The sequence below is a fragment of the Citrobacter sp. RHB36-C18 genome (assembly GCF_013814485.1).
Lineage (GTDB): Bacteria > Pseudomonadota > Gammaproteobacteria > Enterobacterales > Enterobacteriaceae > Citrobacter > Citrobacter braakii.
The window spans coordinates 255,609-281,586 of sequence record NZ_CP057125.1 but is presented as its reverse complement, the minus strand read 5'-3'; the positions used below and the strand labels follow the sequence as shown (position 1 = coordinate 281,586).

Annotated in this window: 28 protein-coding genes; 10 read left to right on the top strand and 18 right to left on the bottom strand. The window is 50.9% G+C overall.

Annotation, left to right across the window (positions count from 1 at the left end):
• Window positions 1–16 precede the first annotated feature (16 nt).
• Window positions 17–1,762, bottom strand: coding sequence for a gamma-glutamyltransferase (ggt, locus tag HVZ52_RS01315; RefSeq protein ID WP_181598778.1), 1,746 nt, complete (start codon window positions 1,760–1,762; stop codon window positions 17–19).
• 118 nt (window positions 1,763–1,880) lie between these two features.
• Between ggt and HVZ52_RS01310 the strand changes: the two genes are divergently transcribed.
• Entirely contained in the window at window positions 1,881–2,321 is a 441-nt protein-coding gene (locus tag HVZ52_RS01310) for a DUF2756 family protein (protein WP_049283113.1), read from the top strand.
• Here HVZ52_RS01310 and ugpQ read toward each other — a convergent pair.
• From ugpQ to livK, 11 genes are all read right to left on the bottom strand, one after another.
• A complete protein-coding gene (ugpQ, locus tag HVZ52_RS01305; protein ID WP_047501430.1) occupies window positions 2,318–3,061 on the bottom strand; it encodes a glycerophosphodiester phosphodiesterase in 744 nt (247 codons plus the stop codon). The two genes, HVZ52_RS01310 and ugpQ, sit on opposite strands and share 4 nt — an antisense overlap.
• Window positions 3,058–4,128, bottom strand: a complete 1,071-nt coding sequence (locus HVZ52_RS01300; RefSeq protein WP_016154829.1) for a sn-glycerol-3-phosphate import ATP-binding protein UgpC — start codon at window positions 4,126–4,128, stop codon at window positions 3,058–3,060. The genes ugpQ and HVZ52_RS01300 overlap by 4 nt, the downstream gene beginning before the upstream one ends.
• Window positions 4,129–4,130: 2 nt before the next feature.
• Window positions 4,131–4,976 carry a sn-glycerol-3-phosphate ABC transporter permease UgpE gene (gene ugpE, locus HVZ52_RS01295; RefSeq protein ID WP_181598777.1) on the bottom strand — a complete coding sequence of 282 codons (846 nt, stop codon included), beginning with the start codon at window positions 4,974–4,976 and terminating at the stop codon, window positions 4,131–4,133.
• A complete protein-coding gene (gene ugpA, locus HVZ52_RS01290) occupies window positions 4,973–5,860 on the bottom strand; it encodes a sn-glycerol-3-phosphate ABC transporter permease UgpA (protein WP_016154830.1) in 888 nt (295 codons plus the stop codon). The genes ugpE and ugpA overlap by 4 nt, the downstream gene beginning before the upstream one ends.
• A gap of 112 nt (window positions 5,861–5,972) precedes the next feature.
• Window positions 5,973–7,289, bottom strand: a complete 1,317-nt coding sequence (gene ugpB / locus HVZ52_RS01285) for a sn-glycerol-3-phosphate ABC transporter substrate-binding protein UgpB (RefSeq protein WP_016154831.1) — start codon at window positions 7,287–7,289, stop codon at window positions 5,973–5,975.
• A 248-nt stretch (window positions 7,290–7,537) separates the two neighbouring features.
• Entirely contained in the window at window positions 7,538–7,819 is a 282-nt protein-coding gene (locus HVZ52_RS01280) for a hypothetical protein (RefSeq protein WP_095715580.1), read from the bottom strand.
• 101 nt (window positions 7,820–7,920) lie between these two features.
• Window positions 7,921–8,634 carry a high-affinity branched-chain amino acid ABC transporter ATP-binding protein LivF gene (gene livF / locus HVZ52_RS01275; RefSeq protein WP_085951092.1) on the bottom strand — a complete coding sequence of 238 codons (714 nt, stop codon included), beginning with the start codon at window positions 8,632–8,634 and terminating at the stop codon, window positions 7,921–7,923.
• 17 nt (window positions 8,635–8,651) lie between these two features.
• A complete protein-coding gene (livG, locus tag HVZ52_RS01270; protein WP_003023438.1) occupies window positions 8,652–9,419 on the bottom strand; it encodes a high-affinity branched-chain amino acid ABC transporter ATP-binding protein LivG in 768 nt (255 codons plus the stop codon).
• Window positions 9,416–10,693 (bottom strand): branched chain amino acid ABC transporter permease LivM, encoded by a 1,278-nt coding sequence (gene livM, locus HVZ52_RS01265; protein ID WP_016154835.1) that lies wholly within the window; start codon window positions 10,691–10,693, stop codon window positions 9,416–9,418. The genes livG and livM overlap by 4 nt, the downstream gene beginning before the upstream one ends.
• On the bottom strand, window positions 10,690–11,616 hold the full coding sequence (gene livH / locus HVZ52_RS01260) for a high-affinity branched-chain amino acid ABC transporter permease LivH (RefSeq protein ID WP_003023435.1): 927 nt from the start codon (window positions 11,614–11,616) through the stop codon (window positions 10,690–10,692). Before livH ends, livM begins: the two co-directional genes overlap by 4 nt.
• 61 nt (window positions 11,617–11,677) lie before the next feature.
• Window positions 11,678–12,787: a high-affinity branched-chain amino acid ABC transporter substrate-binding protein LivK gene (gene livK / locus HVZ52_RS01255; RefSeq protein ID WP_047415930.1), complete on the bottom strand. Its 1,110-nt coding sequence runs from the start codon at window positions 12,785–12,787 to the stop codon at window positions 11,678–11,680.
• Window positions 12,788–13,211: 424 nt separating this feature from the next.
• On the opposite strand from livK, the gene panM reads away from it, so the two are divergent.
• The gene (panM, locus tag HVZ52_RS01250) at window positions 13,212–13,595 is read left to right on the top strand and encodes an aspartate 1-decarboxylase autocleavage activator PanM (protein ID WP_016154837.1); all 384 of its coding nucleotides are present in this window, start codon (window positions 13,212–13,214) and stop codon (window positions 13,593–13,595) included.
• A 157-nt stretch (window positions 13,596–13,752) separates the two neighbouring features.
• On the opposite strand, the gene livJ is transcribed toward panM, so the two are convergent.
• Window positions 13,753–14,856 carry a branched chain amino acid ABC transporter substrate-binding protein LivJ gene (livJ, locus tag HVZ52_RS01245; protein ID WP_181598776.1) on the bottom strand — a complete coding sequence of 368 codons (1,104 nt, stop codon included), beginning with the start codon at window positions 14,854–14,856 and terminating at the stop codon, window positions 13,753–13,755.
• A 529-nt stretch (window positions 14,857–15,385) separates the two neighbouring features.
• Here livJ and HVZ52_RS01240 point away from each other — a divergent pair.
• The 6 genes from HVZ52_RS01240 to dapA are packed head-to-tail and all read left to right on the top strand — an operon-like array spanning window position 15,386 to window position 19,700.
• Window positions 15,386–15,787 carry a PTS sugar transporter subunit IIA gene (locus HVZ52_RS01240; protein WP_047501419.1) on the top strand — a complete coding sequence of 134 codons (402 nt, stop codon included), beginning with the start codon at window positions 15,386–15,388 and terminating at the stop codon, window positions 15,785–15,787.
• Between the two features lie 6 nt (window positions 15,788–15,793).
• Entirely contained in the window at window positions 15,794–16,279 is a 486-nt protein-coding gene (locus tag HVZ52_RS01235; RefSeq protein WP_049283116.1) for a PTS sugar transporter subunit IIB, read from the top strand.
• A 15-nt stretch (window positions 16,280–16,294) separates the two neighbouring features.
• The gene (locus HVZ52_RS01230) at window positions 16,295–17,041 is read left to right on the top strand and encodes a PTS sugar transporter subunit IIC (RefSeq protein ID WP_101700397.1); all 747 of its coding nucleotides are present in this window, start codon (window positions 16,295–16,297) and stop codon (window positions 17,039–17,041) included.
• On the top strand, window positions 17,034–17,888 hold the full coding sequence (locus tag HVZ52_RS01225; RefSeq protein WP_101700398.1) for a PTS system mannose/fructose/sorbose family transporter subunit IID: 855 nt from the start codon (window positions 17,034–17,036) through the stop codon (window positions 17,886–17,888). Before HVZ52_RS01230 ends, HVZ52_RS01225 begins: the two co-directional genes overlap by 8 nt.
• 1 nt (window position 17,889) lies before the next feature.
• Window positions 17,890–18,810, top strand: a complete 921-nt coding sequence (locus tag HVZ52_RS01220) for a phosphoglycerate dehydrogenase (RefSeq protein ID WP_181598775.1) — start codon at window positions 17,890–17,892, stop codon at window positions 18,808–18,810.
• Window positions 18,810–19,700: a 4-hydroxy-tetrahydrodipicolinate synthase gene (dapA, locus tag HVZ52_RS01215; RefSeq protein WP_101700400.1), complete on the top strand. Its 891-nt coding sequence runs from the start codon at window positions 18,810–18,812 to the stop codon at window positions 19,698–19,700. The genes HVZ52_RS01220 and dapA overlap by 1 nt, the downstream gene beginning before the upstream one ends.
• A 237-nt stretch (window positions 19,701–19,937) precedes the next feature.
• Here the strand turns inward: dapA and rpoH are convergent, their stop codons facing one another.
• The 4 genes from rpoH to ftsY form a co-directional block, all read right to left on the bottom strand.
• A complete protein-coding gene (rpoH, locus tag HVZ52_RS01210; protein ID WP_005121585.1) occupies window positions 19,938–20,792 on the bottom strand; it encodes an RNA polymerase sigma factor RpoH in 855 nt (284 codons plus the stop codon).
• 255 nt (window positions 20,793–21,047) lie between these two features.
• Window positions 21,048–22,106, bottom strand: coding sequence for a permease-like cell division protein FtsX (gene ftsX / locus HVZ52_RS01205; protein ID WP_016154839.1), 1,059 nt, complete (start codon window positions 22,104–22,106; stop codon window positions 21,048–21,050).
• Window positions 22,099–22,767 carry a cell division ATP-binding protein FtsE gene (ftsE, locus tag HVZ52_RS01200; protein ID WP_003023420.1) on the bottom strand — a complete coding sequence of 223 codons (669 nt, stop codon included), beginning with the start codon at window positions 22,765–22,767 and terminating at the stop codon, window positions 22,099–22,101. Before ftsE ends, ftsX begins: the two co-directional genes overlap by 8 nt.
• Before the next feature lie 2 nt (window positions 22,768–22,769).
• A complete protein-coding gene (gene ftsY / locus HVZ52_RS01195) occupies window positions 22,770–24,296 on the bottom strand; it encodes a signal recognition particle-docking protein FtsY (RefSeq protein WP_101700401.1) in 1,527 nt (508 codons plus the stop codon).
• A gap of 276 nt (window positions 24,297–24,572) precedes the next feature.
• Here ftsY and rsmD point away from each other — a divergent pair, with 276 nt between their 5' ends.
• Both rsmD and HVZ52_RS01185 read left to right on the top strand, forming a co-directional pair.
• Window positions 24,573–25,169, top strand: coding sequence for a 16S rRNA (guanine(966)-N(2))-methyltransferase (rsmD, locus tag HVZ52_RS01190; protein ID WP_181598774.1), 597 nt, complete (start codon window positions 24,573–24,575; stop codon window positions 25,167–25,169).
• Window positions 25,159–25,434 carry a DUF1145 family protein gene (locus HVZ52_RS01185; protein WP_016154842.1) on the top strand — a complete coding sequence of 92 codons (276 nt, stop codon included), beginning with the start codon at window positions 25,159–25,161 and terminating at the stop codon, window positions 25,432–25,434. Before rsmD ends, HVZ52_RS01185 begins: the two co-directional genes overlap by 11 nt.
• An 84-nt stretch (window positions 25,435–25,518) precedes the next feature.
• On the opposite strand, the gene HVZ52_RS01180 is transcribed toward HVZ52_RS01185, so the two are convergent.
• Complete coding sequence (locus HVZ52_RS01180; RefSeq protein ID WP_181598773.1) at window positions 25,519–25,893, bottom strand: DUF2500 domain-containing protein; 375 nt, start codon at window positions 25,891–25,893, stop codon at window positions 25,519–25,521.
• Window positions 25,894–25,978: the final 85 nt, after the last annotated feature.

Below are 25,978 nucleotides of genomic sequence, written 5' to 3'. Positions count from 1 at the left end.
GGCTATTAATCAACAATCAATACCCCGCCGTTAAATCATCCACGGAACGCGGGTCGGACGCGCCATACAGTGCGCCATCCGGTCCAACCATAATGCTCTGCGTGCTGCCCATCGCTTCTTTCAGCGCCACTTTCTGTCCTTTTTGCTCCAGCAGTTTGATTGTATCCGGGCTGAAGCCCTTCTCAATACGAAGCTCATCCGGCAACCACTGATGATGGAAGCGTGGTGCATTGGTCGCTTCGGCGACGTTCATCCCGAAATCAATGCTGTTGACCACCATTTGCAACACAGTAGTGATAATTCGGCTCCCGCCTGGGCTGCCGGTAACCAGCCAGGTTTTCCCATCTTTTACCACGATAGTCGGCGACATAGATGACAGCGGACGCTTCTTCGGTCCGACCGCGTTGGCATCGCCGCCTACCAGACCGTATACGTTTGGTACGCCCGGCTTGGCAGAGAAGTCGTCCATTTCATTATTGAGCAGAATGCCAGTGTTACCCGCCACAATACCGGTCCCGAAGGTGGTATTCAGGGTATAGGTCACCGCCACGGCATTGCCGTCTTTATCCACCACCGAGAAGTGAGTGGTCTGATTGCTTTCATACGGGGCGAGCTTGCCAGGTTTAATCTGGCTGGAAGGCTTAGCCTTGTTGATATCAATCTGATCGGCAAGCGTTTTAGCATAGGCTTTGTTGGTCAGAGCCTGCCATGGCACTTTCACAAAATCAGGATCGCCCAGATACTCCGAGCGGTCAGCGTAGGCATATTTCTCCGCTTCAGCCATGACCTGCATGGCGTCGGCGCTGCCAAACCCGTACTTCTTCATATCAAAGTTTTCAAGAATATTGAGGATCTGCACGATGTGAATACCGCCAGAGGACGGCGGCGGCATGGAGAAGACCTGATACCCGCGATAGTCACCGCTAATCGGCGTACGCTCCACGGCTTTATAGCTGGCTAAGTCCTCTTTGGTCATCAGCCCACCGTTCTTCTGCATTTCCCCGGCGATCTGATCGGCAATAGCCCCTTTATAAAACGCATCAGGGCCGCTTTCGGCAATCATCTCCAGGCTTTTCGCCAGGTTCGTTTGCACCAGCTTATCGCCTTTTTTCAGTGGCTCGCCGTCTTTCCAGAAAATGGCTTTGCTGTTCTCGTGATTAGGGAGCACTTCACTGCCATAGGTTTTCAGATCGTCGGCCAGTGCGTCATTAACCACAAAGCCCTCTTCCGCCAGCTTCATCGCCGGACGTACCACTTTGTTCAGCGGCATCGTGCCGTATTTCTCCAGCGCCAGCGAGAAACCCGCGACGGTACCCGGCGTACCGGATGCCAGATGCGACGTCAGGGACTTTTTCGCATCGGCGTTGCCCTGCTCATCAAGGAACATGTCGCGGGTCGCGCCAGCAGGGGCCATTTCGCGAAAATCAATCGCCGTGGTGTTACCGTCTTTGGTACGCAGCAGCATAAAACCGCCACCACCCAGATTGCCCGCCTGGGGATGCGTCACCGCCAGCGCGTAGCCAACGGCCACGGCGGCATCGACAGCATTCCCACCCTGTTTAAGAATATCCACCCCCACCTGAGTGGCAAGCGCATCCACGGAGGCCACCATCCCCTGCTGCGCACGCACGGGATGGAACACATCCTCCTCAACACCGTATGATACCGGCGGCGGTGCAGCCGGAGCGGCAGCAACGCTAAAACAACTTCCTGAGAGCAGAGCAGCAATGGCTACCCGGCGTAAAAACGTCGGTTTTATCATCGTTATTCTCCAGATGTATGGGGGTCAGCCCCCACTAAGCCTGGTGCATAACTCTGAAATAATCATCGTAACGGCGAGAAAGGAGTAAACTTAAGAGATCCCCGAGAGGAGAAAAGCGATGAAACGACTCTTACTTTTAGCCATGCTGTTGCCGTTTGCAGGCTTTGCGCAGCCCATCAACACCATGAATAACCCGAATCAACCCGGTTATCAGATCCCGAGCCAGCAGCGTATGCAAACCCAAATGCAATCGCAGCAGATTCAGCAGAAAGGGATGCTCAATCAGCAGTTGCAAACGCAGACGCGTATGCAACAACAGCATATGGAAAACCAAATCAATACCAACTCCCAGCGCGTCCTTCAGTCTCAGCCTGGCGAGTTTAATTCCAGCCAGCAGCAAATGCTGCCCAACAGCAACGGTGGAATGTTAAGTGGAACCCGTAACCCGGACAGCTCGCTGAATAAGCAACATATGCTGTCGGAGAAAAAGAACGGCGACATGCTGAAGCCCTCCAGCACGCCGCAGCCTAACGTTCCGTTAAAAACAATTGGGCCTTAACAGGGCTGGAAATCCGGACCAATCGTATCAATGGCATCGGTACAGATGCAGTCCACTCCCCAGCGTAGCAGTTCCGCCGCGCGCTGGGGTCGGTTGACGGTATACACCAGAATACGCAGCCCTGCGTCGCGCAGCGCATCCACGCGCGCTTCATCCAGCAGCTTGTGATTAAGATGAATAGAGACGCAGCCCAGCCGCGTTGTCAGCTCACGCCAGTCCTCGCGCCACTCATCAAGCAGTAAGCCTCTCGGCAGTTCAGGCGCTGCCTGCTGCGCCGCTTCAAGCGCGTCAATTTCAAAGGATGACAACAGCGGTGGTGTCATTCCCGCCCACAGTTCCCGAGCGGCCAGCGCTACGGCTTTGCCGGTTAACGTTCCGGTGCCGGTGGTAGGTTTAATTTCAATATTCGCCATCATACCGTGCTGACGGCAGCGCTCGGCCACTTGCGAGAGCAGCGGTAGCGGTTCGCCTTTAAACTCACCGCTAAACCAGCCGCCGGCGTCCACGCGCAATAAATCCTGCCAGTTCAGCTCGCCTGCCACACCCCAACCATTGCTGGTGCGTTCCAGGTTGTCGTCATGCAGCAAGAAGATCTCACCGTCTTTCGACAATTTAGCGTCAAACTCAATCATGGTATGCCCGTATCGCGCCCCCATGTCGATCGCCGCCAGGGTGTTTTCCGGTGCCAGCTTACCGCCGCCGCGATGGGCGACGATATGGGGGTAAGGCCAGTTACTCATACGCGTTGTCCTGTTTCGCCATCAAAAAGATGCAGATGATTTTCTGGCAGATGCAGCCACAGCGTGCTGCCTGCCGTCGGGCGATGCTGATGCGCCAGTCGCACCACCAGCTTTTGCTCACCCCAACGTCCGTGTGCCAGGTTATCCGCTCCCAGCATTTCCAGCGTGTCGACGACCAACGGCACGCCGCCTTCGGCCTGCGAGCTTAGCGCAATATGCTCCGGGCGGATACCCAACGTCATGTTGCGCCCACCAGACTCCCTCGCGCTTCTGCCGAGGGGCAACGTCATGCCGTCATCCAGTTCAAAATGGGTGCCCGAGGCGCTGATGCGCCCGTCCAGCAGATTCATCGCCGGACTGCCGATAAAACTCGCCACAAAGCGGCTGGCAGGCTTTTCATATACCTCAACCGGCGTGCCGATCTGCTCGGCAATGCCTTTGTTCATCACCATCACCCGCTGGGCGAGGGTCATCGCTTCTACCTGATCGTGCGTCACATACAGTGAGGTGGTTTTCAGTCGGCGATGCAGATGTTGTAACTCCAGACGCATCTGTACGCGCAGCTTGGCATCGAGGTTAGACAGCGGCTCATCGAACAGGAATACCGCTGGATCACGGACAATCGCCCGCCCCATCGCCACACGCTGGCGCTGACCGCCAGAAAGCTCGCGCGGACGACGCTTGAGCAGTTCACCCAGCTCGAGAATACGCGCCGCCTCTTTCACCCGTTCGGCAATGTGCTCCTTGCCCATCCCACGGATTTTCAGCCCCCAGGCCATATTTTCTTCCACGCTCATATGTGGGTAGAGCGCGTAGTTCTGAAAGACCATCGCAATGCCGCGATCCTTAGGCTCCATTTCGGTGACGCGTTTATTATCAATCCAGATATCGCCGCCGCTCACCCGTTCAAGCCCGGCCACCATCCGTAGCAGCGTTGACTTACCGCAGCCGGATGGGCCAACCATCACGATAAATTCTCCGTCCGCGACATCCAGTGTCAGCGGTTTAATCACCTGGGTTTTGCCGTCCCAGCTTTTGGTTACTGCCTGTAGTTTTAAACCAGCCATTTTTATTTCTCACTATCGACCAGGCCACGTACAAAGGCACGCTGCATGGCTAACACGATGATTACCGGAGGGATGAGCGTCAGCAGCATGGCTGCCATTACCTGATTCCACTGTGTGGTGCCTTCACCAGTAGCAATCATGCCTTTGATACCTGCCACCGCAGTGCCCAAATTGACATCGGTAATAATTAACAACGGCCACAGATACTGGTTCCAGCCGTAGATAAAGGTGATCACAAACAGCGCCGCCAGATTGGTTTTTGACAGCGGTAGTACAATATCGCGGAAAAAACGCATCGGTGACGCACCGTCAATACGCGCCGCCTCAACCAGTTCATCCGGCAGGGTCATAAAAAACTGCCGGAACAGGAACGTCGCAGTCGCCGATGCCATTAACGGCAGCGTCAGACCCGCATAGCTGTCGAGCATTTTCAGGTTGGCGATCACTTCCACCGTCGGGAAAATACGCACCTCGACCGGCAGCATCAGCGTGATAAAAATCATCCAGAAGAACAGGTTACGCAGTGGAAAGCGGAACCAGACGATGGCGAATGCGGAGAGCATAGAGACGGTGGTTTTCCCTACCGTAATACTGAACGCCATGATGAAACTGTTGAGCATCATCAGCCAGAACGGCGCGCTGTTAACGCCCACGCCGTTGACCCAGATGTATTTCATGTTTTCCAGCAGCTGTGTGCCGGGAATCAGCGTCATCGGCGTTTCAAAGACTGCTTTGTTATCCAGCGTCGCCGCGACAAACGCGACGTACAGCGGAAACAGGATCACCATGATCCCCATAATCAACATGGCATGGCTGAATATTGTCAGCCCACGACGATTCTCAATCATTGGTAACGTACCTTACTTTCCACATAGCGGAACTGCACCACCGTCAAAATAATGACCAGGAACATCAGCACTACCGATTGGGCGGCCGAGGCGGAGAGATCCAGCCCGACAAAGCCTTCGCGATAGATCTTATAAATCAACGTAGTGGTCGCCTGTACCGGCCCACCCGCCGTGGCGGCATCGATCACCGGGAAGGTATCAAAGAAGGCATAAACCAGATTCACCACCAGCAGAAAGAAGCTGACCGGTGCAATCAGCGGCAGCGCCAGCTTAAAGAAGCGGCGAACCGGTCCCGCACCATCAATCGCGGCGGCTTCAATCAGCGACCGCGGAATAGACTGTAGTGCGGCAAAGAAGAACAGGAAGTTGTAACTAATCTGCTTCCAGACCGACGCAAACACCACCAGAAACATCGCCTGACCGCTGTTTTGCGCATGGTTCCAGTCATAGCCAAACTCACCGAGAAAATGGGTAATCAGCCCGCGTCCTGGGTTAAACAGGAAGATCCACAATACGGCGGCGACGGCGGGCGCGACGGCGTAAGGCAACAGCATCAGCGTCTGGTAAAAACGGCTGCCGCGCACCACGTAATTCACCAGCGCCGCAAAAAATAACGACACCAGCAAACCGCTTACCGTGACTAACGTACTGAACTTAATGGTGGTCCAGAATGAATCAAGGTAGTACGGGTCATGAAACAGCGCGATAAAGTTTTCCAGTCCGACAAACTGGCTAGAAAGACCAAACGGATCAACGGATTGTAGTGAGTACCACAGCGCTTCACCGGCGGGCCAGATAAAGAAAATAACGGTGATAACCAGCTGCGGGGCCACCAGCAAATAGGGAAGCCAGCGCGAGCGGAACACCGGACGGGATGAAGACATGTAGGTTCTTTTCCTGGAAGGTGCCAGATTGCGGTGCAAACACCGTATCCGGCCTACAAACTACACGCATTTGTAGGCCGGGTAAGTCGCAGCCGCCACCCGGCATTTCACATTACGATTTAGTCGATTGCTCAAAGCGGCGCAGTAACTGATTGCCACGCTCAACGGCAGCATCCAGCGCCTGCTGCGGGGTTTTCTTCCCGGTCCAGACGCTTTCCAGTTCTTCATCTACGATGGTGCGGATCTGCGGCATGTTGCCCAGACGCAGCCCTTTGGTGAACGGCAACGGTGGCTTGTTCAGCATCTGGCGGGTGGCGATATCAGCCCCAGGGTTCTTATCATAGAAGCCCTGCTCGCGGGTCAAGTCGTACGCGGCGGTGGTAATGGGTAGGTAGCCGGTCTTCTGGTGCCATTCGGCAGCAATTTCAGGCTTCGCCAGGAAGTTGAGGAACTGCGCCACGCCTTCGTAGGTTGCTTTGTCTTTACCCTGCATCACCCACAGGCTGGCTCCCCCGATAATCGCGTTCTGCGGCGCGCCCTTCACATCGGCATCGTACGGCATCATGCCGACGCCATAGTTGAATTTGGCGTAGTGGCGGATGTCAGCCAGAGAACCGGAAGAGGCGGTGGTAATGGCACAATCCCCGTTATAGAACTTCTCGGTAGACTCGTCTTTACGCCCGAAGTAGCTGAAATCTCCTTTTTTGTTCAACTCTTCCAGCAGGGCGATATGTTTCACCTGTTCCGGTTTATTGAATTCCAGCACCGCGTCAGTACCGTCAAAGCCGTTGTTTTTGGTAGCCACCGGCAGACCATTCCAGGCGCTGAAGTTTTCAATCTGAATCCATCCCTGCCAGCCGCTGGCGTAACCGCACTTCATGCCTGCTGCTTTCAGCTTCGCGGTGTATTCCGCCAGATCCTGCCAGGTTTTTGGCGGCTGCTCAGGGTCTAAACCGGCTTTTTTGAAGGCATCTTTGTTGTAGTACAGCACCGGCGTGGAGCTGTTAAACGGCTGGGAGAGTAAGTGTCCGCTTTTAGAGTCGGTGTAATAACCGGAAACCGTTGGTACGAACTGAGACTCATCGAAGTTAATACCAGCCTCTTTGAATACTTCATAGACCGGTTTAATGGCTTTCGAGGCCATCATCGTTGCCGTGCCCACTTCATAAACCTGCAGTAGCGCAGGTGCGTTTCCGGTACGGAAAGCCGCAATACCTGCGCTCAGGCTCTGCTCGTAGTTGCCTTTGTACTGCGGAACAATTTTGTAGTCGGGATTGGCGGCATTAAAACGTTGCGCCAGTGAATCAACTTCTTTACCCAGTTCACCTTCCATTGAATGCCAGAACGGGATAGTGGTGACGGCCAGAGCCTGACCTGCAAACGCCAGGCTAAGTGCCAGTCCTAAAGCTGTATGTCGTAACGATATCATCGGTTATCTCTCTTGTTGTGCCGGATGCGCGATATCACGCGTTTTATGCTCGCGGGGGTAACATGACATGCTCGAATGACAGAAAAATAACTTTTTTATTACAAAAAAAAGATAGTAAGGCGACAAACAGATGGCAAGGCGGTGAAAGCGTAGTGACAGGAAAATGCGGGGTGGTGCACAACAAAGCCGGGTAGCGCTATGTCTTACCCGGCCAGGATGACGTTATCTGTTGCAGCCAGCAAAGAACATTAATCTTTACGCCAGCGTCGTTCATATTCATTCTGTAAACGCTGCTGTTCCCGCCGCTCACGTTCGCGCTGAATATCCGATTTCTCATCTTCCCAGCCCGGGCAGACAGAGGAGGTGAACACTTCACAGGGCGAGCTGGACTGCGCTAACGAGTTGTCCGGTTTCTCTTCCCAGATTGAAGGGTCGCGCGGGTCGAACGCTGGCGGTGTTAAGGCCAGGGTATTTGATGAAAGCGTCAAAAACAAACCGCCAATCATCATGCAGATACCGGAACGTATCATCCTTTCTCCATGTTCACTTTTATTATTGATAACTATTCTCAATAATAACATAGAGCAATAAAAAGGGGCCATATCAGGCCCCCTTGTCCATTCATAGAATGTTAACCGCCCAGATACGCGCTGCGCACTGCTTCGTTAGCCAGTAACGCATCACCGGTGTCTTCCAGCACCACATGACCATTTTCCAGCACGTAGCCGCGATCGGCGAGCTTCAGGGCCTGGTTAGCGTTCTGTTCGACGAGGAAGATTGTCATCCCCTGCTCGCGCAGTTGTTCAATGGTGTTGAAGATCTGCTGGATGATAATCGGCGCCAGACCCAGCGACGGCTCATCAAGCAGCAGCAGCCGCGGCTGACTCATCAGCGCACGACCTATCGCCAGCATCTGCTGTTCACCGCCGGACATCGTGCCCGCACGCTGAATTCGACGTTCATGCAGGCGGGGAAACAAGTCATACACCCACTTGATGCGTTCCTGAAACTGGTCCTTTTCGGCAAAGAAGCCGCCCATCGCCAGGTTCTCTTCCACCGTCATGCGGGAAAACACGCGACGCCCTTCCGGAACAATCGCTACCGCTTCGCGCATGATTTTCGCCGTCTGCCAGTCGGTAATGTCTTTACCATCAAAGACAATTCGCCCACTTGTCGCACGCGGATCGCCGCACAGCGTACCAAGCAGCGTGGTTTTTCCCGCGCCGTTGGCGCCGATAAGCGTCACGATTTCACCTTGATTGATATACAAGCTGACGTCGTGCAGCGCCTGTATCTTGCCGTAGTGGGCGCTGACTTTGTCAAAGGACAACATGACTTTTTCCATATTATGCGTCACCACCATTATGCTTCACCTAAATAGGCGCGGATCACATCCGGGTTGTTACGAATCTGTTCCGGCGTCCCGTTCGCCAGCGGCGTGCCCTGATTCACCACGTAAATACGGTCGGAAATACCCATCACCAGCTTCATGTCGTGCTCAATCAACAAAATGGTGGTGTTGTGATGGTTACGCAGTTCAGCAATCAGCTCGTCCAGCTCTTTGGTCTCTTTCGGGTTGAGGCCTGCGGCGGGTTCGTCGAGCATCAGGATTTCCGGCTGGGTCACCATGCAACGTGCAATCTCCAGACGGCGCTGGTCGCCGTAGGCCAGGTTACTGGCCTGACGGTTGGCGTGCTCCAGCAAACCAATACGCTCCAGCCAGGTGGCGGCGCGATCCAACGCTTCACTCTGCGCGCGACGGAACGACGGGGTTTTCAACAGGCCGGAGAAGACGCCGGTTTTCAGCTGCTGATGTTGCGCCACCAGCAGGTTTTCAATCACCGTCATCTCGCGAAACAGACGCACGTGCTGGAAAGTACGCACCACACCCATCCGCGCAATTTGCTGACCCGGCAGCCCTTCCAGATGCTGGTCGCGCAGCTTAATCGTCCCACCCGTCGGCTTATAAAAACCGGTCAGGCAGTTAAAGACCGTGGTTTTTCCCGCGCCGTTTGGCCCGATTAACGAGACGATCTCTTGTGGTCTCAGCTCCAGTTCAACGTTGTTTACCGCCAGCAGACCGCCGAAGCGCATCATCAGGCCGTTGACGGATAATAATGGCTGACTCATGCCTGCTCTCCTTTTGCTTCCCCGTTTTTCAGCTTCAACTGCGGACGGGTCATCGGCAACAAGCCCTGCGGACGCCAGATCATCATCAGTACCATTAAACCACCCAGCATTAACATGCTGTATTCATTGAAATCACGCATCAGCTCGCGTGACACCACCAGCAGGATGGCCGCGAGGATCACTGCAAACTGTGAGCCCATCCCGCCCAGTACCACAATCGCCAGCACAAAGGCCGACTCGGCAAAGGTGAAGGATTCCGGGCTGACAAAACCCTGACGCGCGGCAAACAACGTACCGGCAAAACCGGCGAACGCGGCGCTGATGGTAAAGGCGGTCAGCTTGATGCGCGTAGGGTTTAAGCCCAACGAGCGACAGGCTATTTCATCTTCGCGCAGCGCTTCCCACGCACGACCCAACGGCATACGCAGCAGACGGTTGATGACAAACAGCGAGAAGACCACCAGCAGCAGCGCCACCAGATAGAGGAAAATAACGCGGTCAGAGGGATCGTACTTCACGTTAAAGAAGTTGCTGAAGGTATCCCAGCCACCTTCACGGGCAGTACGGCTGAACTCCAGACCGAAAAAGGTCGGTTTCGGGATCTGGCTGATACCGTTCGGGCCACCGGTCACTTCGGTGTTGTTGAGCAGCAGGATACGGACGATTTCGCCGAAGCCTAAAGTCACAATCGCCAGATAGTCACCGCGCAGGCGCAGTACCGGGAAGCCGAGCATAAAGCCCGCAGCAGCGGAAACTAGCCCCGCCAGCGGCAGACAGGTCCAGAAGCCGAGTCCGTAATAGTGGTTCAGCAGCGCGAAGGTGTAAGCTCCGATGGCATAGAAGCCGCCGTAACCCAGCACCAGCAGACCGGAAAGTCCCACCACCACGTTTAAGCCGAGGCCGAGGATGATATAAATCATCGTCAGCGTGGCAATATCAACCGTACCGCGCGACACCATAAACGGCCACGCCACGGCAATCACCAGTAGCGCGACCAGGAACAGCTTCTGTTTAACGGTGGAGCCATCAATCGCCGGCAGAATAAACTTCGGTCCGGAGACGCTCTTCAGGCCCTTCTGGAAAGCTGGACGCAACAGTTGGAAGAGAAAGACCACGCCAGTGCCGATAAACACCCACTGCCAGCGGATATCCGCGGCGGTATCCACCACCAGTTTGGTGCCGTCAAGCTCCAACTGGACGCCCATAAAGACGCCCGCCAGGATGAAGAACATAGCGGCAGAGAGCAGCGCCATTGCAAAATGCATCGGTTTCATACTTTCTCTACCTCCGGGCGACCCAGAATACCGGTCGGCATCACCAGCAGCACCAGAATCAGCAGCGCGAATGAAACCACGTCTTTGTATTCGGTACTCAGATAAGCAGAGGAGAGCGCTTCCGCAACACCCAGAATCAGGCCGCCGATCATCGCCCCAGGAATGCTGCCGATGCCGCCCAGTACCGCCGCGGTAAAGGCTTTCATCCCGGCCATAAAGCCGATATAGGGGTTAATTACGCCGTAGAACTGGCCGAGCAGTACGCCCGCTACCGCCGCCATTGCCGCGCCAATCACAAAGGTCAGCGCAATCACGCGATCGGTATTTATGCCGAGCAGGCTGGCCATTTTCAGGTCTTCCGCGCAGGCACGGCAGGCACGGCCCATACGGGAGTAACGGATAAACAGCGTCAGCGCCAGCATCGCCAGGAAGGTTACAATCCAGATAACCAACTGCATGGTGGTGATGGAAGCAGAGAAGTTTTCGCTACTGCCGACGGTCCACTGGCCGTTAAACAGGCTGGGCAGCGCCACATCGCGCGAACCTTCCGTCAGGCTGACGTAGTTTTGCAGGAAGATGGACATCCCGATAGCGGAAATCAGCGCGATCAGGCGCTTAGAGCTGCGCACGGGCCGATACGCTACGCGTTCAATGCTCCAGCCGTAGGCGCTGGCAATCACAATCGCGCCGACAAAGCCCGCCGCGACCAGTAGCCAGCTGGAATCAATACCCATCATCATTAGCGCAGCGATGATCATAAAGGAGACATAGCTGCCGATCATATACACCTCGCCGTGGGCGAAGTTGATCATGCCGATAATGCCGTACACCATCGTGTAACCGATAGCGATCAGCGCGTAGGTGCTTCCCAGCGTGACGCCGTTAAACATCTGCTGCAAGAAATAGAGGAACTGCTCGGACATAAGGTAACCTTTCTTAACCCGCCCGTTTTGCACGGGCGGTGGGATAACTCGTCTTCAGCTATTACTTCGCGACGGTCGATGATCCGTCCGCGTGCCACTGGAAGACACCAAACTCAAATCCCTTCAAATCGCCTTTTTCGTCCCATTTCAGCGGCCCAATCACGGTGTCAGCCCCGTGTGCTTTCAGATCTTTCACCAGATCCAACGGCTCTTTGCTACCGCTGCGATCCATTGCTGTCGCCAGTGACTGGACGGCTGCATAAGTGATCCACACGTACGGCCCGGTTGGATCTTTCTTGTCAGCTTTGAGCGCATCGACGATAGCTTTATTCGCCGGATCCTGGTCATAGCGTTTTGGCATGGTCACCAGCATGCCTTCCGCGGCATCACCGGCAATGTTAGACAGCGACGCATTGCCCACGCCCTCAGGTCCCATAAACTGGGTATTCAGCCCGACGGAGCGTGCCTGGCGCAGCATTTGTCCCATTTCCGGGTAGTAGCCGCCGTAATAAACAAAATCGATATTTTCTTTTTTCAGGCGGGCGATCAGCGCAGAAAAATCTTTTTCCCCGGCAGTGATCCCGTCAAAGAAGACGATATTGGCTTTGCCCGCTTTCAGGCTCTCCTGCACTGAACGCGCCAGGCCTTCACCGTATTGCTGTTTATCGTGAATGATGGCGATGCGTTGCGGCTTCACCTTCTCCAGAATGTATTTCGCGGCGGTCGGCCCCTGAGAGGAGTCCAGGCCCGCTGTACGCATAATGTGTGCGTAACCGCGCTGGGTCAGTTCCGGGTTGGTCGCGCCCGGGGAAATCATCAGAATGCCTTCGTCTTCATAGATATCTGATGCGGGCTGCGTGGAAGATGAGCACAGATGACCAATAACGTACTGAATGCCGTCATTGACGATTTTGTTCGCTACCGCAACGGCCTGTTTCGGATCGCAGGCGTCGTCATATTCGACGGCAACCAGTTTGTCGCCTTTGACCCCGCCTTTGGCATTGATATCTTTAATGGCCTGACGTGCGCCATTAAACTCCATATCACCCCACTGCGCGACCGGACCTGACATCGCCCCGACAACAGCGACCTTGATATCCTCCGCCATGACCGCGTGTGACATTGCCAGTGCTATCACCCCTGCGATGATTGTTTTCGCATTCCGTTTCATTTTCCTGAATCCCCATTCGTGATGATGTATATATTTTGTATTTATGTGGTTAAAAAGCAGACTGTGCTTTTTTTGAACTGTACTATTTTTACCAGTCTCGTTAATGGTTTAGCGCAGTTTTTTAAGCAAATTACGGCTAAAATCTCTATTTTTCAGTCGATTAAGAAAAGATAATATTCTGCTTTTCACTATAGATAAACAAAAAAAAGTGCATTTGTCAGCATAAAATAACGGCACAAAGAGCGGAATAAAATGCTGCATTCCAGGGTATTATCCTGCCTGTTTTTCAATCTCTACTGTTTCAATCTGTCATTGTCGTTGTTACAAAACTATTAACCTGGTTAATCGCATTAAAAAGAGAAAGCATCCGGGCGAATTATTTCGGTACACTGATTCCATCTTTTGTGATTTGGACATGCTGTTAATGAAGCTGACCATCGTTCGTTTAGATAACTTTAGCGACCAGGACCTGATTGATCTGGGCAAAATCTGGCCGGAATATTCCGCCTCATCATTAAGCGTAGATGAAACGCACCGGATCTACGCCGCACGCTTTAACGAGCGTCTGTTAGGCGCCGTGCGGGTAACCCTGAGCGGCACACAAGGCGCACTGGATTCATTGCGCGTGCGCGATATCACCCGCCGTCGCGGCGTCGGGCAGTATTTGATCGAAGAAGTGATCCGGGAAAACCCTGACGTGAGTTCGTGGTGGATGGCCGACGTCGGCGTTGAAGACCGCAGCGTGATGGCCGCATTTATGCAGGTGTTAGGGTTTACGGCCCAGGAGAATGGCTGGGAGAAACGGTAGAAAACCGCCCCCAACCAATTGTATTACGAGTATTTTCCCAAGAATTTTGTGTTGCAGGCAGGCGGCAAGTTATAAAATCCCCGGAGCTTACATAAGTAAGTGACCGGGGTTGAATAACGCAGCCAACACACCTGCGGCACGAAAGGCGCCGGGAAAATCACTTGGCGTCTGTCGCCGTCCCGTTTGCATGCCAGTCAAACACGCCGAATTCGAAGCCTTTCAGGTCGCCCTTCGCATCCCATGACAGCGGCCCCATCACGGTTTCCACCGAGTTTGCTTTCAGATACTTGGCAATTTCAGCCGGATCTTCAGACTGGTTCAGACCGGCCTGCAAAGATTGCAGCGCGGCGTAGGTGGTCCATACGAATGCGCCGCTCGGATCCTGTTTCTTGGCTTTGATAGCATCTACGATGGGTTTGTTCGCCGGAACCTGGTCGTAGTTCTTCGGTTTCGTTACCAGTAAGCCTTCTGCAGATTCACCGGCGATGTTAGACAGCGACACGTTCGCTACACCTTCTGGCCCCATAAACTGGGTTTTCAGACCCGCGGCGCGTGCCTGGCGCAGGATTTGCCCCATTTCCGGGTGGTAACCGCCGTAGTAAACGAAATCGATATTCTCTTTCTTCAAACGCGCTACCAGCGTAGAGAAATCTTTTTCCCCGGCGGTGATCCCGTCAAAGAACACCACGTTGGCGTTACCCTTTTTCAGGCCATCCTGCACCGCGCGGGCCAGACCTTCACCGTACTGCTGCTTATCATGAATAATCGCGATGCGCTGCGGCTTCACTTTTTCAACGATATATTTGGCGGCCGTTGGGCCCTGATCGGAATCCAGACCAGTGGTACGCATCACCAGGCTATAGCCGCGCGCGGTCAACTCCGGCGCCGTTGCCGCTGGGGTGATCATCAGAATGCCTTCGTCTTCATAGATGTCTGACGCAGGCTGAGTGGAAGAAGAGCACAGGTGACCGATAACGTATTTAATCCCGTCGTTGACCACTTTGTTCGCAACCGCTACCGCTTGTTTCGGGTCACAGGCATCGTCATATTTCACCATGACCAGTTTGTCACCTTTCACGCCGCCCTTGGCGTTGATATCCGCAATTGCCTGCTCTGCGCCGGTAAATTCCTGATCGCCATACTGCGCTACCGGGCCAGACATCGCCCCCACAACAGCAATTTTTATATCTTCTGCTAATGCCATGTTGCTGAATGCGAGTGCAATACATCCTGCCAGTAACGCTTTACCCTTCATTTTCATCCTGAGGTTCCTCATTGTTATGGTTGTTGCATTTGTTGTGATGTTGTTATTTAGCACATTATTCTGATATTGGCGTCACACCAAGTATAAGACATTGATATTTAGGCATGCTGACCGTGCATTTTCAGCATACTCTGCTAAAACATACCCCATTTTTATGGATTTGAAACGTGAATTTTTGCGATGACATAACATATAGGTGACAAAACTATAAATATCAATTTCATCTCCATAATATGACCTTATATCATCGATATAAAATATAATCTTAATTAAGATGCATTGTTGAATATATATAAATGACAGTATTATTTATAAAAGCCAAATATTATATTATTTTGTTATGCGTTATATGCATCCGCTAGAAATAGCCATATTAGTCAATACATTCAATATGTGATCTTGGTAACGTTTAAAAATCCATAAAACAATATATATTCAAAGAACAGAAACCACTCTCAAGAATGGAGTCTGTTACATACAAAATATAAATCAAACATATGGATTATATATATAAGGAAGATAACCATTGAATCTCTATGATATCATCATATTAACACATGGTGACGCAGGTAAAGAGTTATTAAACAGTAGTGAAATGATTGTTGGCAAAACGAAAAATACAACGGCTATTTCTCTGATCATCGGGATGTCACCAGAAACGTTAATGGAGCAAACAAGGAAAATACTCAGACCTAATATTAAAACCGTTATTCTTACCGATATATATGGTGGAACACCATCAAATGTAGCGACGGTTCTCTCCAGAGAATACCCTATTCATTGTATTAGCGGCGTAAACCTTGCCATGCTGCTTGAAGCGAATATGTTACAAGACTCCGATAAAGAAATCACCATCGAAGAATATGTTCAATGTATTCATGATGCCGGTAAAGATATGGTTCAAAGTTATCAATTTAATAAAGGATAATAGAATATGAGTATAGTACATGCCCGCATTGATTATCGCCTAATTCATGGACAGGTTATCACCAAATGGCTGAAAAGGAGCAACGCCGATAAAATAATAGTTATTGATGACGAATTATATAATGATCCTTTTTTAGCCGAAGTTTATAAAATGGCGGCCCCCAGCGGCATCGAAGTAATCATGACATCCATTGAGGAAACGACAACCCGCTGGAATGAGAAAAATTTCTATACTGGCAAACTTTTAATCCTTTTCAAATCTATTGATTCAGCATTAAAGACTATTCAGGGTGGATTAGAACTTGAAGAGTTGCAAGTAGGTGGCATAGAAAACATCCCTGGCAGAAAAATCGTCTTTAATCAGATATCAATAAATAAAGAAGATGCAGAAAAACTACAAGTAATAGAAGACAGGAATATTAAAGTTTATTTCCAGACTATCCCAGAAGAAGAACCAGCCAGTCTGCAAAAAATAAAGAATAAGTTACCTTAAAAAGGAGAGGAACTTATGGGCGTTTCTACAGCAATATTGATTGGTTTAGTTTATTGGATTTCACAAGCGAAGGTATGGTATGGCTTTTCAATCATGCGCATGCCGTTATCTATTGCCCCCATTATGGGAATTATCTTTGATGATATGCCGACTGCATTATCAGTCGGTGCGACATTACAGATGATCTATATAGGTAGTATTGCTCCTGGTGGGAACCCGCCAGCAGATGAGGGATTGGCCTCCTGCATCGCTATACCTATTGCTCTTACTGCGGGGATAAAACCTGAAATAGCTATTTCGTTGGCAATCCCAATAGGTTTATTAGGGGTTGTCCTCGAAAACGTTCGTAAAACGGTTAATACCACATTTGTTCATATGGCCGATCGCTATGCCGAAAAAGCAGATATCAAAGGGATTCAGCGGGTAGCAACTATCTATCCTATTCTGTTGGCCTTCCCTATGCGCTTCGTTCCTGTTTTCGTTGCCTGTTTGTATGGCCCAGATGCTATTGCCTCATTTGTCAAACTGTTACCCTCCTGGACCACCAACGGCTTAGCTATCGCTGGTAATATTCTTCCAGCATTAGGTTTTGCTATCACTATCATTGTGATCGGGAAAAAACAATACATCCCGTTATTCATCATTGGTTTCTTCTTGGTCACATATTCAGGGCTAAACACCATAGGGATATCCATTTTTGGTTTATGTGCTGTTCTCTTATACATGCAATCAAAAACTGCGAAAGGAACACAAAATGGCTAATAATATCGACTTAAAGGAAGCCGAAAGCTCACCAATTACGAATAGAGATGTGCAGATTGTCTGGTTAAAATGGCATGCTTTCTCGGAAACATCATTAAATTTTGAACGGTTACAGGCTCTAGCCTTTTGTAATTCAATGACAGGGATTTTAGCTAAGCTATACCCAAATGAGAGGGATCTTTCAAAAGCGTTACAGCGCCATTTGACGATGTTTAACACACAAGCTAACTGGGGCTCAGTGGTAAACGGCATCACTATCGCACTAGAAGAAAAAGCATCCCAGGAACCTGAAGAACAGCGAACAGCCACAACCCAATTAGTGACCAGTTTAAAAACGGGGCTAATGGGTCCAGTCTCAGGTATCGGGGATACGTTAGATTTTGGCACATTGCGACCTATTGTTATTGGGGTATGTATTCCTTTTGTATTGCAAGGGTACGTATTAGCCGCATTACTGCCATTGATATATCAAGTTGTCTATATGTTCTTCGCTAGCCGATTTGCACTTAATATTGGCTATAAAAAGGGGAAAGAGTCAATTTTAGAGATACTCCACTCTGGCAGTATCCATAAAATTATTGAAGGCGCAGGTATGTTCGGCCTGTTGATGATGGGGGCACTTTCTGCCACTTATGTAAAGATTAAGACACCACTACATATTACTACTGGTGGGGGGAATACTATTGTCCTGCAGGACATGTTAGATAAAATTGTGCCTAACTTACTCCCCCTGGTTGCGGTTCTCGGTATTTATATATACATCCAGAAGTGTGGACCGCATTTCCTACGAATACTGGTAGCAATCCTCTCTTTAAGCCTTATTTTTTCATTCTTCGGTTTATTGTAATATGAAAAAAATACTTATAACGCCAAGGCCCTTTCTTAGTAAGGGGCAAAAATATCTGGATGAATTACAGGCAGCAGGTTATATCGTCGAATGTAATACGAGCGGCGGACGTTTTAGTAAAGAAGAGTTGATGGTAAAAATTAAAGATGCCGATGCTATTATTACAGGCAACGACCCTTTAGATCAAGACGTTATAGATTGTGCAAAAAAACTAAAAGTAATCTCAAAATATGGTGTTGGTTTAGATAATATAAACGTTGAGTATGCGAACAGCAGAAATATTGTGGTGCATAAAGCACTCAACGCCAATTCTGTATCGGTAGCAGAAATGGCTATTCTAATGATGCTATCCAGTGCCAGAAAGTATGTTGAAATCGAACAACAGGCTAAATGTAGTAATGATGTAAGATTGGTGGGTACTGAGTTACATAAAAAGACATTAGGGCTGATTGGCCTTGGTGCTATTGGCAAACATGTAGCCCACATCGCTAACGCTATGGGTATGGAGATCATTGCATACGACCCTTATATCAATCAGAGTCAGATTTTTCCGTATATAAACTTTAAAGAGTTAGATGAGGTGTATCAGCTCAGTGATGTTATCTCGCTTCATTTGCCTTTATTAGATAGCACCAGGCACATGATTGATCAGCACGCATTCGAAAAAATGAAGCCTTCCGCAATTTTAATAAATACTGCACGAGGCGGTTTGATTGATGAAGATAGTTTATACAATGCTTTAATTACTCATAAAATTTCTTTTGCTAGTGAAGATATTGAACTTAAAGAACGAAAAGAAGTAACAAAACAACTCATGAATTACTCGATCACGCCACATGCGGCTTCGTTTACTCAGGAAGCAGATCTTAACACAATTCAAATCTCGATTAAAAATGTTACCAACGAACTGGAGAAAAGATAATGAAAGAACTTAAGGGAATTATTACTGCGATGGTGACACCTTTTGATGAAACGGAAAAAATGGATATCCCGGCAGCAAGAAAGATGGCTCGCTGGTTAGTCAATAATGGTGTTCATGGATTATTTATTTGTGGCACCAACGGTGAATTTCATCTGTTATCAGATGATGAAAAAGTAGAACTCACCAAAGCAGTTGTTGATGAAGTGGGTGATGACGTAACTATTTGCGCCGGTGCCGGTTGCTGTAGCACACAGCAAACTATTGCTCTGACTCAACGACTCGTTGATGCTGGCGCAGATTACATTTCAGTTGTAACCCCCTACTATCTGGTGCCTAATCAGGAAGATTTATATAAACATTACTATGATATTGCGGCCAGCACAGCAGCACCTATTATTCTATACAATCTCCCAGGGCAAACGGGCCTAAGTATTGAATACGAAACAGCGAATCGCCTGGCTGATATCGATAATATCGTGGCAATCAAAGATAGCAGTGGCAAATTTGAAGTACAAAAACAGTACCTTGAGATTTCAAAACACAAAAATTTTAAAGTATTGAACGGTTCAGATTCGCTGATGCTTGATGCATTTAAAGAAGGTTCAGTTGCCAGCGTCGCAGCCACATCAAATGTTTTACCGAAGATTGAAGTAGATTTGTATAACTACTTTATCGCGGGGCAGTTGGATCAAGCACAGGAAGAGCGTAATAAGATCGATGCGCTGCGTATGAACATTAAGAAAATGACCGCACCTGCAGTAATGAAAGAGGCTCTTAACTTAATGGGGATCACCGCAGGCATTACCAGAAGACCAATACATATGCCGAATGAAATCATCACTCAGGATATCAAAGAGATGCTGGCAGCCTATAATCTCCTGCCACAATAAGTTATACCGACAGTATTCGGCTGCATTAAGGTGACATGTTTGCCCAGAAACCGGGCAAACATGTCACCTTGTCAGGCGCAGGGGCATCAATCACTTCGGCCCCCCACCCCACAACACCAGAGAGGCAAAAGCAAACCAGGCAGAGGAAAGCGTGATAGCAGTTTGAAGTATCAATGAGACATAAAAAACCCCGGATTTTCATCCAGGGTTTATCAGCATTTCCAGGTCGGCGGAAGATTACGCTTCGATCGCCGCACGCAGTTTTTTCATGGCGTTCTTTTCAAGCTGACGAACACGTTCAGCAGAGACGCCGTAGCGATCGGCCAGTTCCTGCAACGTCGACTTGTTGTCTTCGTCCAGCCAACGGGCGCGAATGATGTCCTGGCTACGCTCGTCCAGACCCTCCATTGCGTGGGTCAGTTTGTTCGCGGCCTGATCTTCCCAGTTATCTTCTTCAATGCCGTCGGCAAAGTTAGATGATTTATCCTGCAGATACAGAACCGGCGCCATCGGCTGGCTGTCAGACTCGTCGTCTGAAGACATGTCAAACGTCATGTCCTGCGCCGCCATACGGGATTCCATTTCGCGCACGTCTTTGCTGGAAACACCCAGCTCACGAGCAACCATTTCAACTTCGTCCTGATTGAACCAGCCCAGACGCTGCTTGGTTTTACGCAGGTTAAAGAACAGCTTACGCTGCGCTTTGGTGGTCGCGACTTTTACGATACGCCAGTTACGCAGAACGTATTCGTGGATCTCAGCTTTGATCCAGTGCACGGCGAAAGAAACCAGGCGCACACCCACTTCCGGGTTGAAACGGCGCACGGCTTTCATCAGGCCGATATTACCTTCCTGAATCAGATCCGCCTGCGGCAGGCCATAGCCCGCATAATTACGAGCAACATGAACAACAAAGCGCAGGTGAGACAGGATCAGCGTTTTAGCTGCTTCCAGATCGCCCTGGTAATGCAGCTTTTCAGCAAGTAGCCGCTCCTCGTCAGCCGACAACATCGGCCACGCGTTCGCAGCCCGGATGTAAGATTCCAGGTTACCAACAGGGGCTAAAGCTAAATTTTGCATTTCTTTGGTCATTCAAATCCTCTCAATCTTTTCATCTGACGCGTTGGCTAAAACCAATAGCAACAACCATGCCAGAGCTTATGAGCAACGAGAATATCATTCAATCTTTTATCAGACAGTGATTTTATCCACAAGTTCCATGTCGTAATGTGTATAGATTACGCACAAAATGTGACATCACAATGAATACGCTGGGAAGAGATAACAGGGACTCTTTCCCTGCAGAGCGAACTACTCAGTGCAGGGAAAGATTATACCAGAGATTTTTTAATCGGGGGTAAAGTGGCGTAAATGTTGAACCGTGGCAAGCCAGGCTGCCACCCAGCCAATCATCGAGCACACCAGCAGTAATAACAGGCATTCGTCGAATGATAAGCCGTTGATATCAAACTTAGTTCCAAAAACCTGCGCCACCTCAGTAACCGCTGACGAGAGGCGCATCACCAAAATTTCTGACAAAATCAGTGAAAGAAATGCGCCGGAAAAACCGAGCAGCGCACCGCCGTAGAGGAACGGACGCAGGATAAACCCATCCGTCGCGCCAATCAGTTTCTGCACGTTAATGGTATCGCGACGCGCAAAAATACTCAGCCGCACACTGTTACCGATGACGAGGAAGACCGCCGCTACCATCAGCACGCCAATCATCGCGGAGACGCGTCCGACAAGGCCCGTCAGCGCCGCCAGACGGGCAAACCAGCTGTCATCCATGCGCACTTCATCAATACCGTTGATTTGTGCGATACGGTCGCGCAGCGTGTTCAGCGACTCCGTGCCCTGGAAGTCCAGTTTCGGGATAACTACCGCCACGGCCGGTAGCGGGTTCTCTTCCAGCATATCCAGCGCGCCGCCAAAGCCGGACCAGTTACGGAATTCGCCCAGCGCGTCATCGCGGGAAAGGTAATTCACTTTCTCCACGCCCTGCTCGGCCTGCAACTGACCAACCACCCGCGCCGCTGCATCATCATCCAGCGTTTTTTGCAGGTAAACGGTGATCTGCGGAGAAGGATAATACTGGCTTGCCGCATGGTCGACGTTCTTATAAACCATGTAGCATACGCTTGGCAGCGTCAGGGAGATGGCAATAACCATCACCGTCAGGAACGTCGCCAAAGGCTTGCTTTTCAGGTCCTGTAACGCGCCCTGGAACGCGTAGCGTACCTGCTCGTTAAAGACATTGGTTTTACGCGAGTTCGGCTTTGGCGCGGCTTTCGCCCGCTTTGGCGCGTTACGACCGCCATCTCCCGGCGCGCCGCCCGATTTACGGAAGCGATCCAGTCGGCCACCGAACTGTTTGATTTGATTAATAGCGTCACGTCTATTCATGGGCCAGGCCTCCATGCAGATGTCCATCGCTCAGAACCATTTGGCGATAGGAGCGACGGGAGATCAGGCCAATATCGTGCGTGGCCATTAATACCGTGACCCCGACGCGGTTAAACTCTTCAAACAGGCGAAGGATCCCTTCCGACAACGCGTCATCCAGGTTCCCTGTTGGTTCATCCGCCAGCAATACCGCAGGTTTATTCACTACCGCACGGGCGATGCCCACGCGCTGTTGTTCACCGCCGGAGAGCTGAATAGGGAAGTTTTTCGCTTTGTCCAACAGTCCGACCTTATCCAGCGCCGCTGACACGCGACGACGAATATCGTCCCCGCTGGCGCCCGCGATGATCAGCGGGATTGCCACGTTGTCAAACACGGTTCTGTCCATCAACAGGTGGTGATCCTGAAAAATCATGCCAATCTGACGACGCAGAAACGGCACTTCACGGTTTTTCAAACGGCTGATGTCATGCCCGCTGAAGTAGATTTTCCCGGCGCTGGGCCGTTCAATTCCACAAATCAGCTTCAGCAGGGTACTTTTCCCCGCGCCAGAGTGGCCGGTCAGAAATGCCATCTCGCCAGGCTGCATATGGAAGGTAACTCCCTGCAGCGCTTGTCTCCCACCGAGATAGGCCTTGCTGACATGTTCAAAGCGAATCATTGTTAATCCTCTCGGGCAAAAAGTGCCTCTATAAAATCGTCCGCCTTAAACGGACGTAAATCCTCGATACGTTCGCCCACACCGATATAGCGGATAGGGATGCCAAACTGATCGGCAACCGAGAAGATGACCCCGCCTTTCGCCGTACCGTCCAGCTTAGTCAGGGTGATACCGGTTAAGCCCACGGCTTCATGGAACAGTTTGGCCTGGCTTATCGCATTCTGCCCGGTGCTGGCGTCGATAGTCAGCATAACTTCATGCGGCGCATCTTCGTCGAGCTTCTTCATGACGCGAACGATTTTTTTCAATTCTTCCATCAGGTGCGATTTGTTCTGCAAACGCCCTGCGGTATCAGCGATCAGCACATCTACATTACGCGCCTTCGCCGCCTGGATAGCATCAAAGATGACGGACGCGGAATCCGCGCCGGTATGCTGAGCAATCACCGGGATGTTGTTACGCTGACCCCAGACCTGCAACTGCTCTACCGCCGCCGCACGGAAGGTATCGCCCGCCGCCAGCATCACCGATTTACCCTGCTGCTCAAACTGACGCGCCAGCTTTCCGATAGTGGTGGTTTTACCCACGCCGTTGACGCCAACCATTAAGATAACAAACGGCGTCTTGCCATCAACATTCAGCGGTTCTTCCACCTTCGCCAGAATCTCGCCCATCTCTTCTTTCAGCAGGCCGTACAGCGCTTCCGCGTCTTTGAGCTGCTTACGGCTGGCACCTTCCGTCAGATTCGCAATAATCTTGCGGGTCGTTTCTACGCCCACGTCGGCGATCAGCAGTTGCTCTTCCAGCTCTTCAAACAGATCATCGTCGATCTTTTTACCACGGAACAGACTGATAAATCCGGAACCAAGGTTTTCTTTTGTTTTCAGGAGGCTGCGTTTCAGACGCGCAAAGAAACCTTCTTTCGTTGGTTTTTCCTGCTCCTGGACTCCCTCTTCTTCTGTCGGTGCTTCTACGGCAGGTTCTTCTACCGGCACCACCATCACGGCTTCTTCAGCAGCCTCAGCAGCCAGCGCCTGCGCTTCCAACTCTTCATCAGTCAGGTGCGGTTCGTTTTCGGCTTCCTCTTCAACCGCCTCAACGATTTCCACGGTTTCCGCTTCGGCCTGCCACTCTTCGGCAGAAACCTCTTCGGTTTTCACCTCTTCCGGCAGCGGCAATTCTTCGCGTTCGATAACCGTCGCCGCTGGCGTTTCCACTACGGGTTCAGCAGCGGGTTCAGCAACCCGCTCAATCTCCGGCTGCGATTGTTCGGCAACAGGTTCTGCTTCCGGCTGCAGTTTTTCGATTTCCGCAACCTGTTCAGTCACTTCAACAACTTCAGCTGCAAAAGCTTCCGTTTCCGCCTCGCTACGGGTTTCCTCGGCGCGCGGCTGTTCGTCAACGACGGTAGTTTCTTCAGCAACCGGTTGTTGTTCTTCGTTTTTTAATTCTGTCTCGTTTTCCGGTGTCTGCTCTTTTTGACCAAAGCCCAGCCAGGAAAAAAAGCCACGTTTTTTCTCTTTCGCCATTTGCGACTACACTCCCCCGCTGTTGCTTCATGGCACAGCGTCAACGCTATGTACATAGCAGCTAAAAAAATGATGAAATAGTCTATCACTTATACCCAATGAATTTCGAGTTACGTCAAGGTGGCAAGCGCACGAATCCCGATGAGCTTACTTTTAGTAAGTGATTCGGGTGAGTAAGTGCAGCCAACGAAGAGGTAACTTGAAAGGCGACGGGTTAACTTAACTCACATCACCGCCTGGAATGACACGTCAGCAGCGGATTGAGCAATAATTGAAATGAAAAAACCGAATCACTCTGGTAGCGGCCAGATCCGCATTATTGGCGGTCAATGGCGTGGCCGTAAACTCCCGGTTCCGGATAGTCCCGGTCTGCGCCCAACCACCGACCGCGTACGCGAAACCTTATTTAACTGGCTGGCCCCGGTAATGGTCGATGCTCACTGCCTGGACTGCTTCGCCGGCAGCGGCGCGCTGGGGCTGGAAGCCCTCTCTCGCTATGCGGCAAATGCGACGCTTCTGGAAATGGATCGCGCGGTATCACAGCAGCTACAAAACAATCTCGCCACGCTGAAAGCCCCCCATGCCCGGGTCGTCAACACCAATACCCTGACATTTTTGGCCCAGACGGGTACGCCGCATAACGTGGTGTTTGTTGACCCGCCGTTTCGCAAAGGATTACTGGAAGAAACATTAACTCTTCTGGAAATTCATGGCTGGCTGGCAAATGAAGCGTATATTTACGTTGAAAGCGAAGTAGAAAACGGTTTGCCGCCGGTTCCGGTGAACTGGTCGCTGTACCGCGAAAAAGTCGCCGGACAGGTCGCCTATCGCCTTTACCAACGTGAAGCACGAGGAGAACACGATGCTGATTAACCTGGGACGCCTGCTGATGTTGTGCGTCTGGGCATTTTTACTACTCAATATTTTCCAACCCTTTCCACGCCCGCTTAACATCTTCGTTAACGTCGCACTGATTTTTATGGTGCTGATGCACGGCATGCAACTGGCGCTGTTAAAAAGCACCATGCCTAAAGATGGCCCGCAGATGACCCGCGGAGAGAAAATCCGTATTTTTCTGTTCGGCGTCTTTGAGTTACTGGTTTGGCAGAAGAAGATTAAAGATCAGTTGAAAAAGTAACTGTGATCTTTTCGCCCGGCGGCGCTTAGCAGGCCGGGGCGACAAAATCTCCAGGCCGGACAAAGCGTAAGCCGCAATCCGGCATCAGTCAGATGAAACCTTAGCGTTCACTGTAAAATCAACAAAACGCGAACCTTTGTAACTCAGCGTTCCCTTATCCCCGACCGTTAACGCATGGTACTGCTGGGTATCCAGACGAAACGTCTGCTCGAAGCCGCCACTTTGTGGCTTAAAACTGACTTCATAGCGGATGCTGGTCCCCGCCGGGCTCACTTCCTGCTGGCGGGATCGCCGATCGTTAAGCGGTTTTTCCCGTTTGTTACTCACCACCACCTGCTTTTGCACTAACGGCGCAGTATCATTATCGGCTTTTTCACGCCGCTGCTGAACGAAGCGAAACGACGCAGCAACAACGATTAAGACAATGATAACAATGAAAAAAAGTGGTGGTTTGCTCATATTATTAACCCATCAGAAAATGCGGAAATAAGCATACATTGCCTGTTATGGTGTTGTCATCTGGCAGTGTCGACCTCTACACTGA

Excerpts from the sequence above, each read along its gene's own strand:
- livH (WP_003023435.1), bottom strand. The coding sequence starts at position 11,616 with ATGTCCGAGCAGTTCCTCTATTTCTTGCAGCAGATGTTTAACGGCGTC.
- ugpQ (WP_047501430.1), bottom strand. The coding sequence starts at position 3,061 with ATGAGTAACTGGCCTTACCCCCATATCGTCGCCCATCGCGGCGGCGGT.
- rsmD (WP_181598774.1), top strand. The coding sequence starts at position 24,573 with ATGAAAAAACCGAATCACTCTGGTAGCGGCCAGATCCGCATTATTGGC.
- HVZ52_RS01185 (WP_016154842.1), top strand. The coding sequence starts at position 25,159 with ATGCTGATTAACCTGGGACGCCTGCTGATGTTGTGCGTCTGGGCATTT.
- livK (WP_047415930.1), bottom strand. The coding sequence starts at position 12,787 with ATGAAACGGAATGCGAAAACAATCATCGCAGGGGTGATAGCACTGGCA.
- livF (WP_085951092.1), bottom strand. The coding sequence starts at position 8,634 with ATGGAAAAAGTCATGTTGTCCTTTGACAAAGTCAGCGCCCACTACGGC.
- HVZ52_RS01180 (WP_181598773.1), bottom strand. The coding sequence starts at position 25,893 with ATGAGCAAACCACCACTTTTTTTCATTGTTATCATTGTCTTAATCGTT.
- HVZ52_RS01230 (WP_101700397.1), top strand. The coding sequence starts at position 16,295 with ATGGGCGTTTCTACAGCAATATTGATTGGTTTAGTTTATTGGATTTCA.
- livJ (WP_181598776.1), bottom strand. The coding sequence starts at position 14,856 with ATGAAAATGAAGGGTAAAGCGTTACTGGCAGGATGTATTGCACTCGCA.
- HVZ52_RS01225 (WP_101700398.1), top strand. The coding sequence starts at position 17,034 with ATGGCTAATAATATCGACTTAAAGGAAGCCGAAAGCTCACCAATTACG.
- livM (WP_016154835.1), bottom strand. The coding sequence starts at position 10,693 with ATGAAACCGATGCATTTTGCAATGGCGCTGCTCTCTGCCGCTATGTTC.
- panM (WP_016154837.1), top strand. The coding sequence starts at position 13,212 with ATGAAGCTGACCATCGTTCGTTTAGATAACTTTAGCGACCAGGACCTG.
- ggt (WP_181598778.1), bottom strand. The coding sequence starts at position 1,762 with ATGATAAAACCGACGTTTTTACGCCGGGTAGCCATTGCTGCTCTGCTC.
- HVZ52_RS01235 (WP_049283116.1), top strand. The coding sequence starts at position 15,794 with ATGAGTATAGTACATGCCCGCATTGATTATCGCCTAATTCATGGACAG.
- ugpA (WP_016154830.1), bottom strand. The coding sequence starts at position 5,860 with ATGTCTTCATCCCGTCCGGTGTTCCGCTCGCGCTGGCTTCCCTATTTG.
- ftsX (WP_016154839.1), bottom strand. The coding sequence starts at position 22,106 with ATGAATAGACGTGACGCTATTAATCAAATCAAACAGTTCGGTGGCCGA.
- HVZ52_RS01220 (WP_181598775.1), top strand. The coding sequence starts at position 17,890 with ATGAAAAAAATACTTATAACGCCAAGGCCCTTTCTTAGTAAGGGGCAA.
- livG (WP_003023438.1), bottom strand. The coding sequence starts at position 9,419 with ATGAGTCAGCCATTATTATCCGTCAACGGCCTGATGATGCGCTTCGGC.
- ugpE (WP_181598777.1), bottom strand. The coding sequence starts at position 4,976 with ATGATTGAGAATCGTCGTGGGCTGACAATATTCAGCCATGCCATGTTG.
- ftsY (WP_101700401.1), bottom strand. The coding sequence starts at position 24,296 with ATGGCGAAAGAGAAAAAACGTGGCTTTTTTTCCTGGCTGGGCTTTGGT.
- HVZ52_RS01280 (WP_095715580.1), bottom strand. The coding sequence starts at position 7,819 with ATGATACGTTCCGGTATCTGCATGATGATTGGCGGTTTGTTTTTGACG.
- HVZ52_RS01300 (WP_016154829.1), bottom strand. The coding sequence starts at position 4,128 with ATGGCTGGTTTAAAACTACAGGCAGTAACCAAAAGCTGGGACGGCAAA.
- ugpB (WP_016154831.1), bottom strand. The coding sequence starts at position 7,289 with ATGATATCGTTACGACATACAGCTTTAGGACTGGCACTTAGCCTGGCG.
- HVZ52_RS01310 (WP_049283113.1), top strand. The coding sequence starts at position 1,881 with ATGAAACGACTCTTACTTTTAGCCATGCTGTTGCCGTTTGCAGGCTTT.
- dapA (WP_101700400.1), top strand. The coding sequence starts at position 18,810 with ATGAAAGAACTTAAGGGAATTATTACTGCGATGGTGACACCTTTTGAT.
- rpoH (WP_005121585.1), bottom strand. The coding sequence starts at position 20,792 with ATGACCAAAGAAATGCAAAATTTAGCTTTAGCCCCTGTTGGTAACCTG.
- ftsE (WP_003023420.1), bottom strand. The coding sequence starts at position 22,767 with ATGATTCGCTTTGAACATGTCAGCAAGGCCTATCTCGGTGGGAGACAA.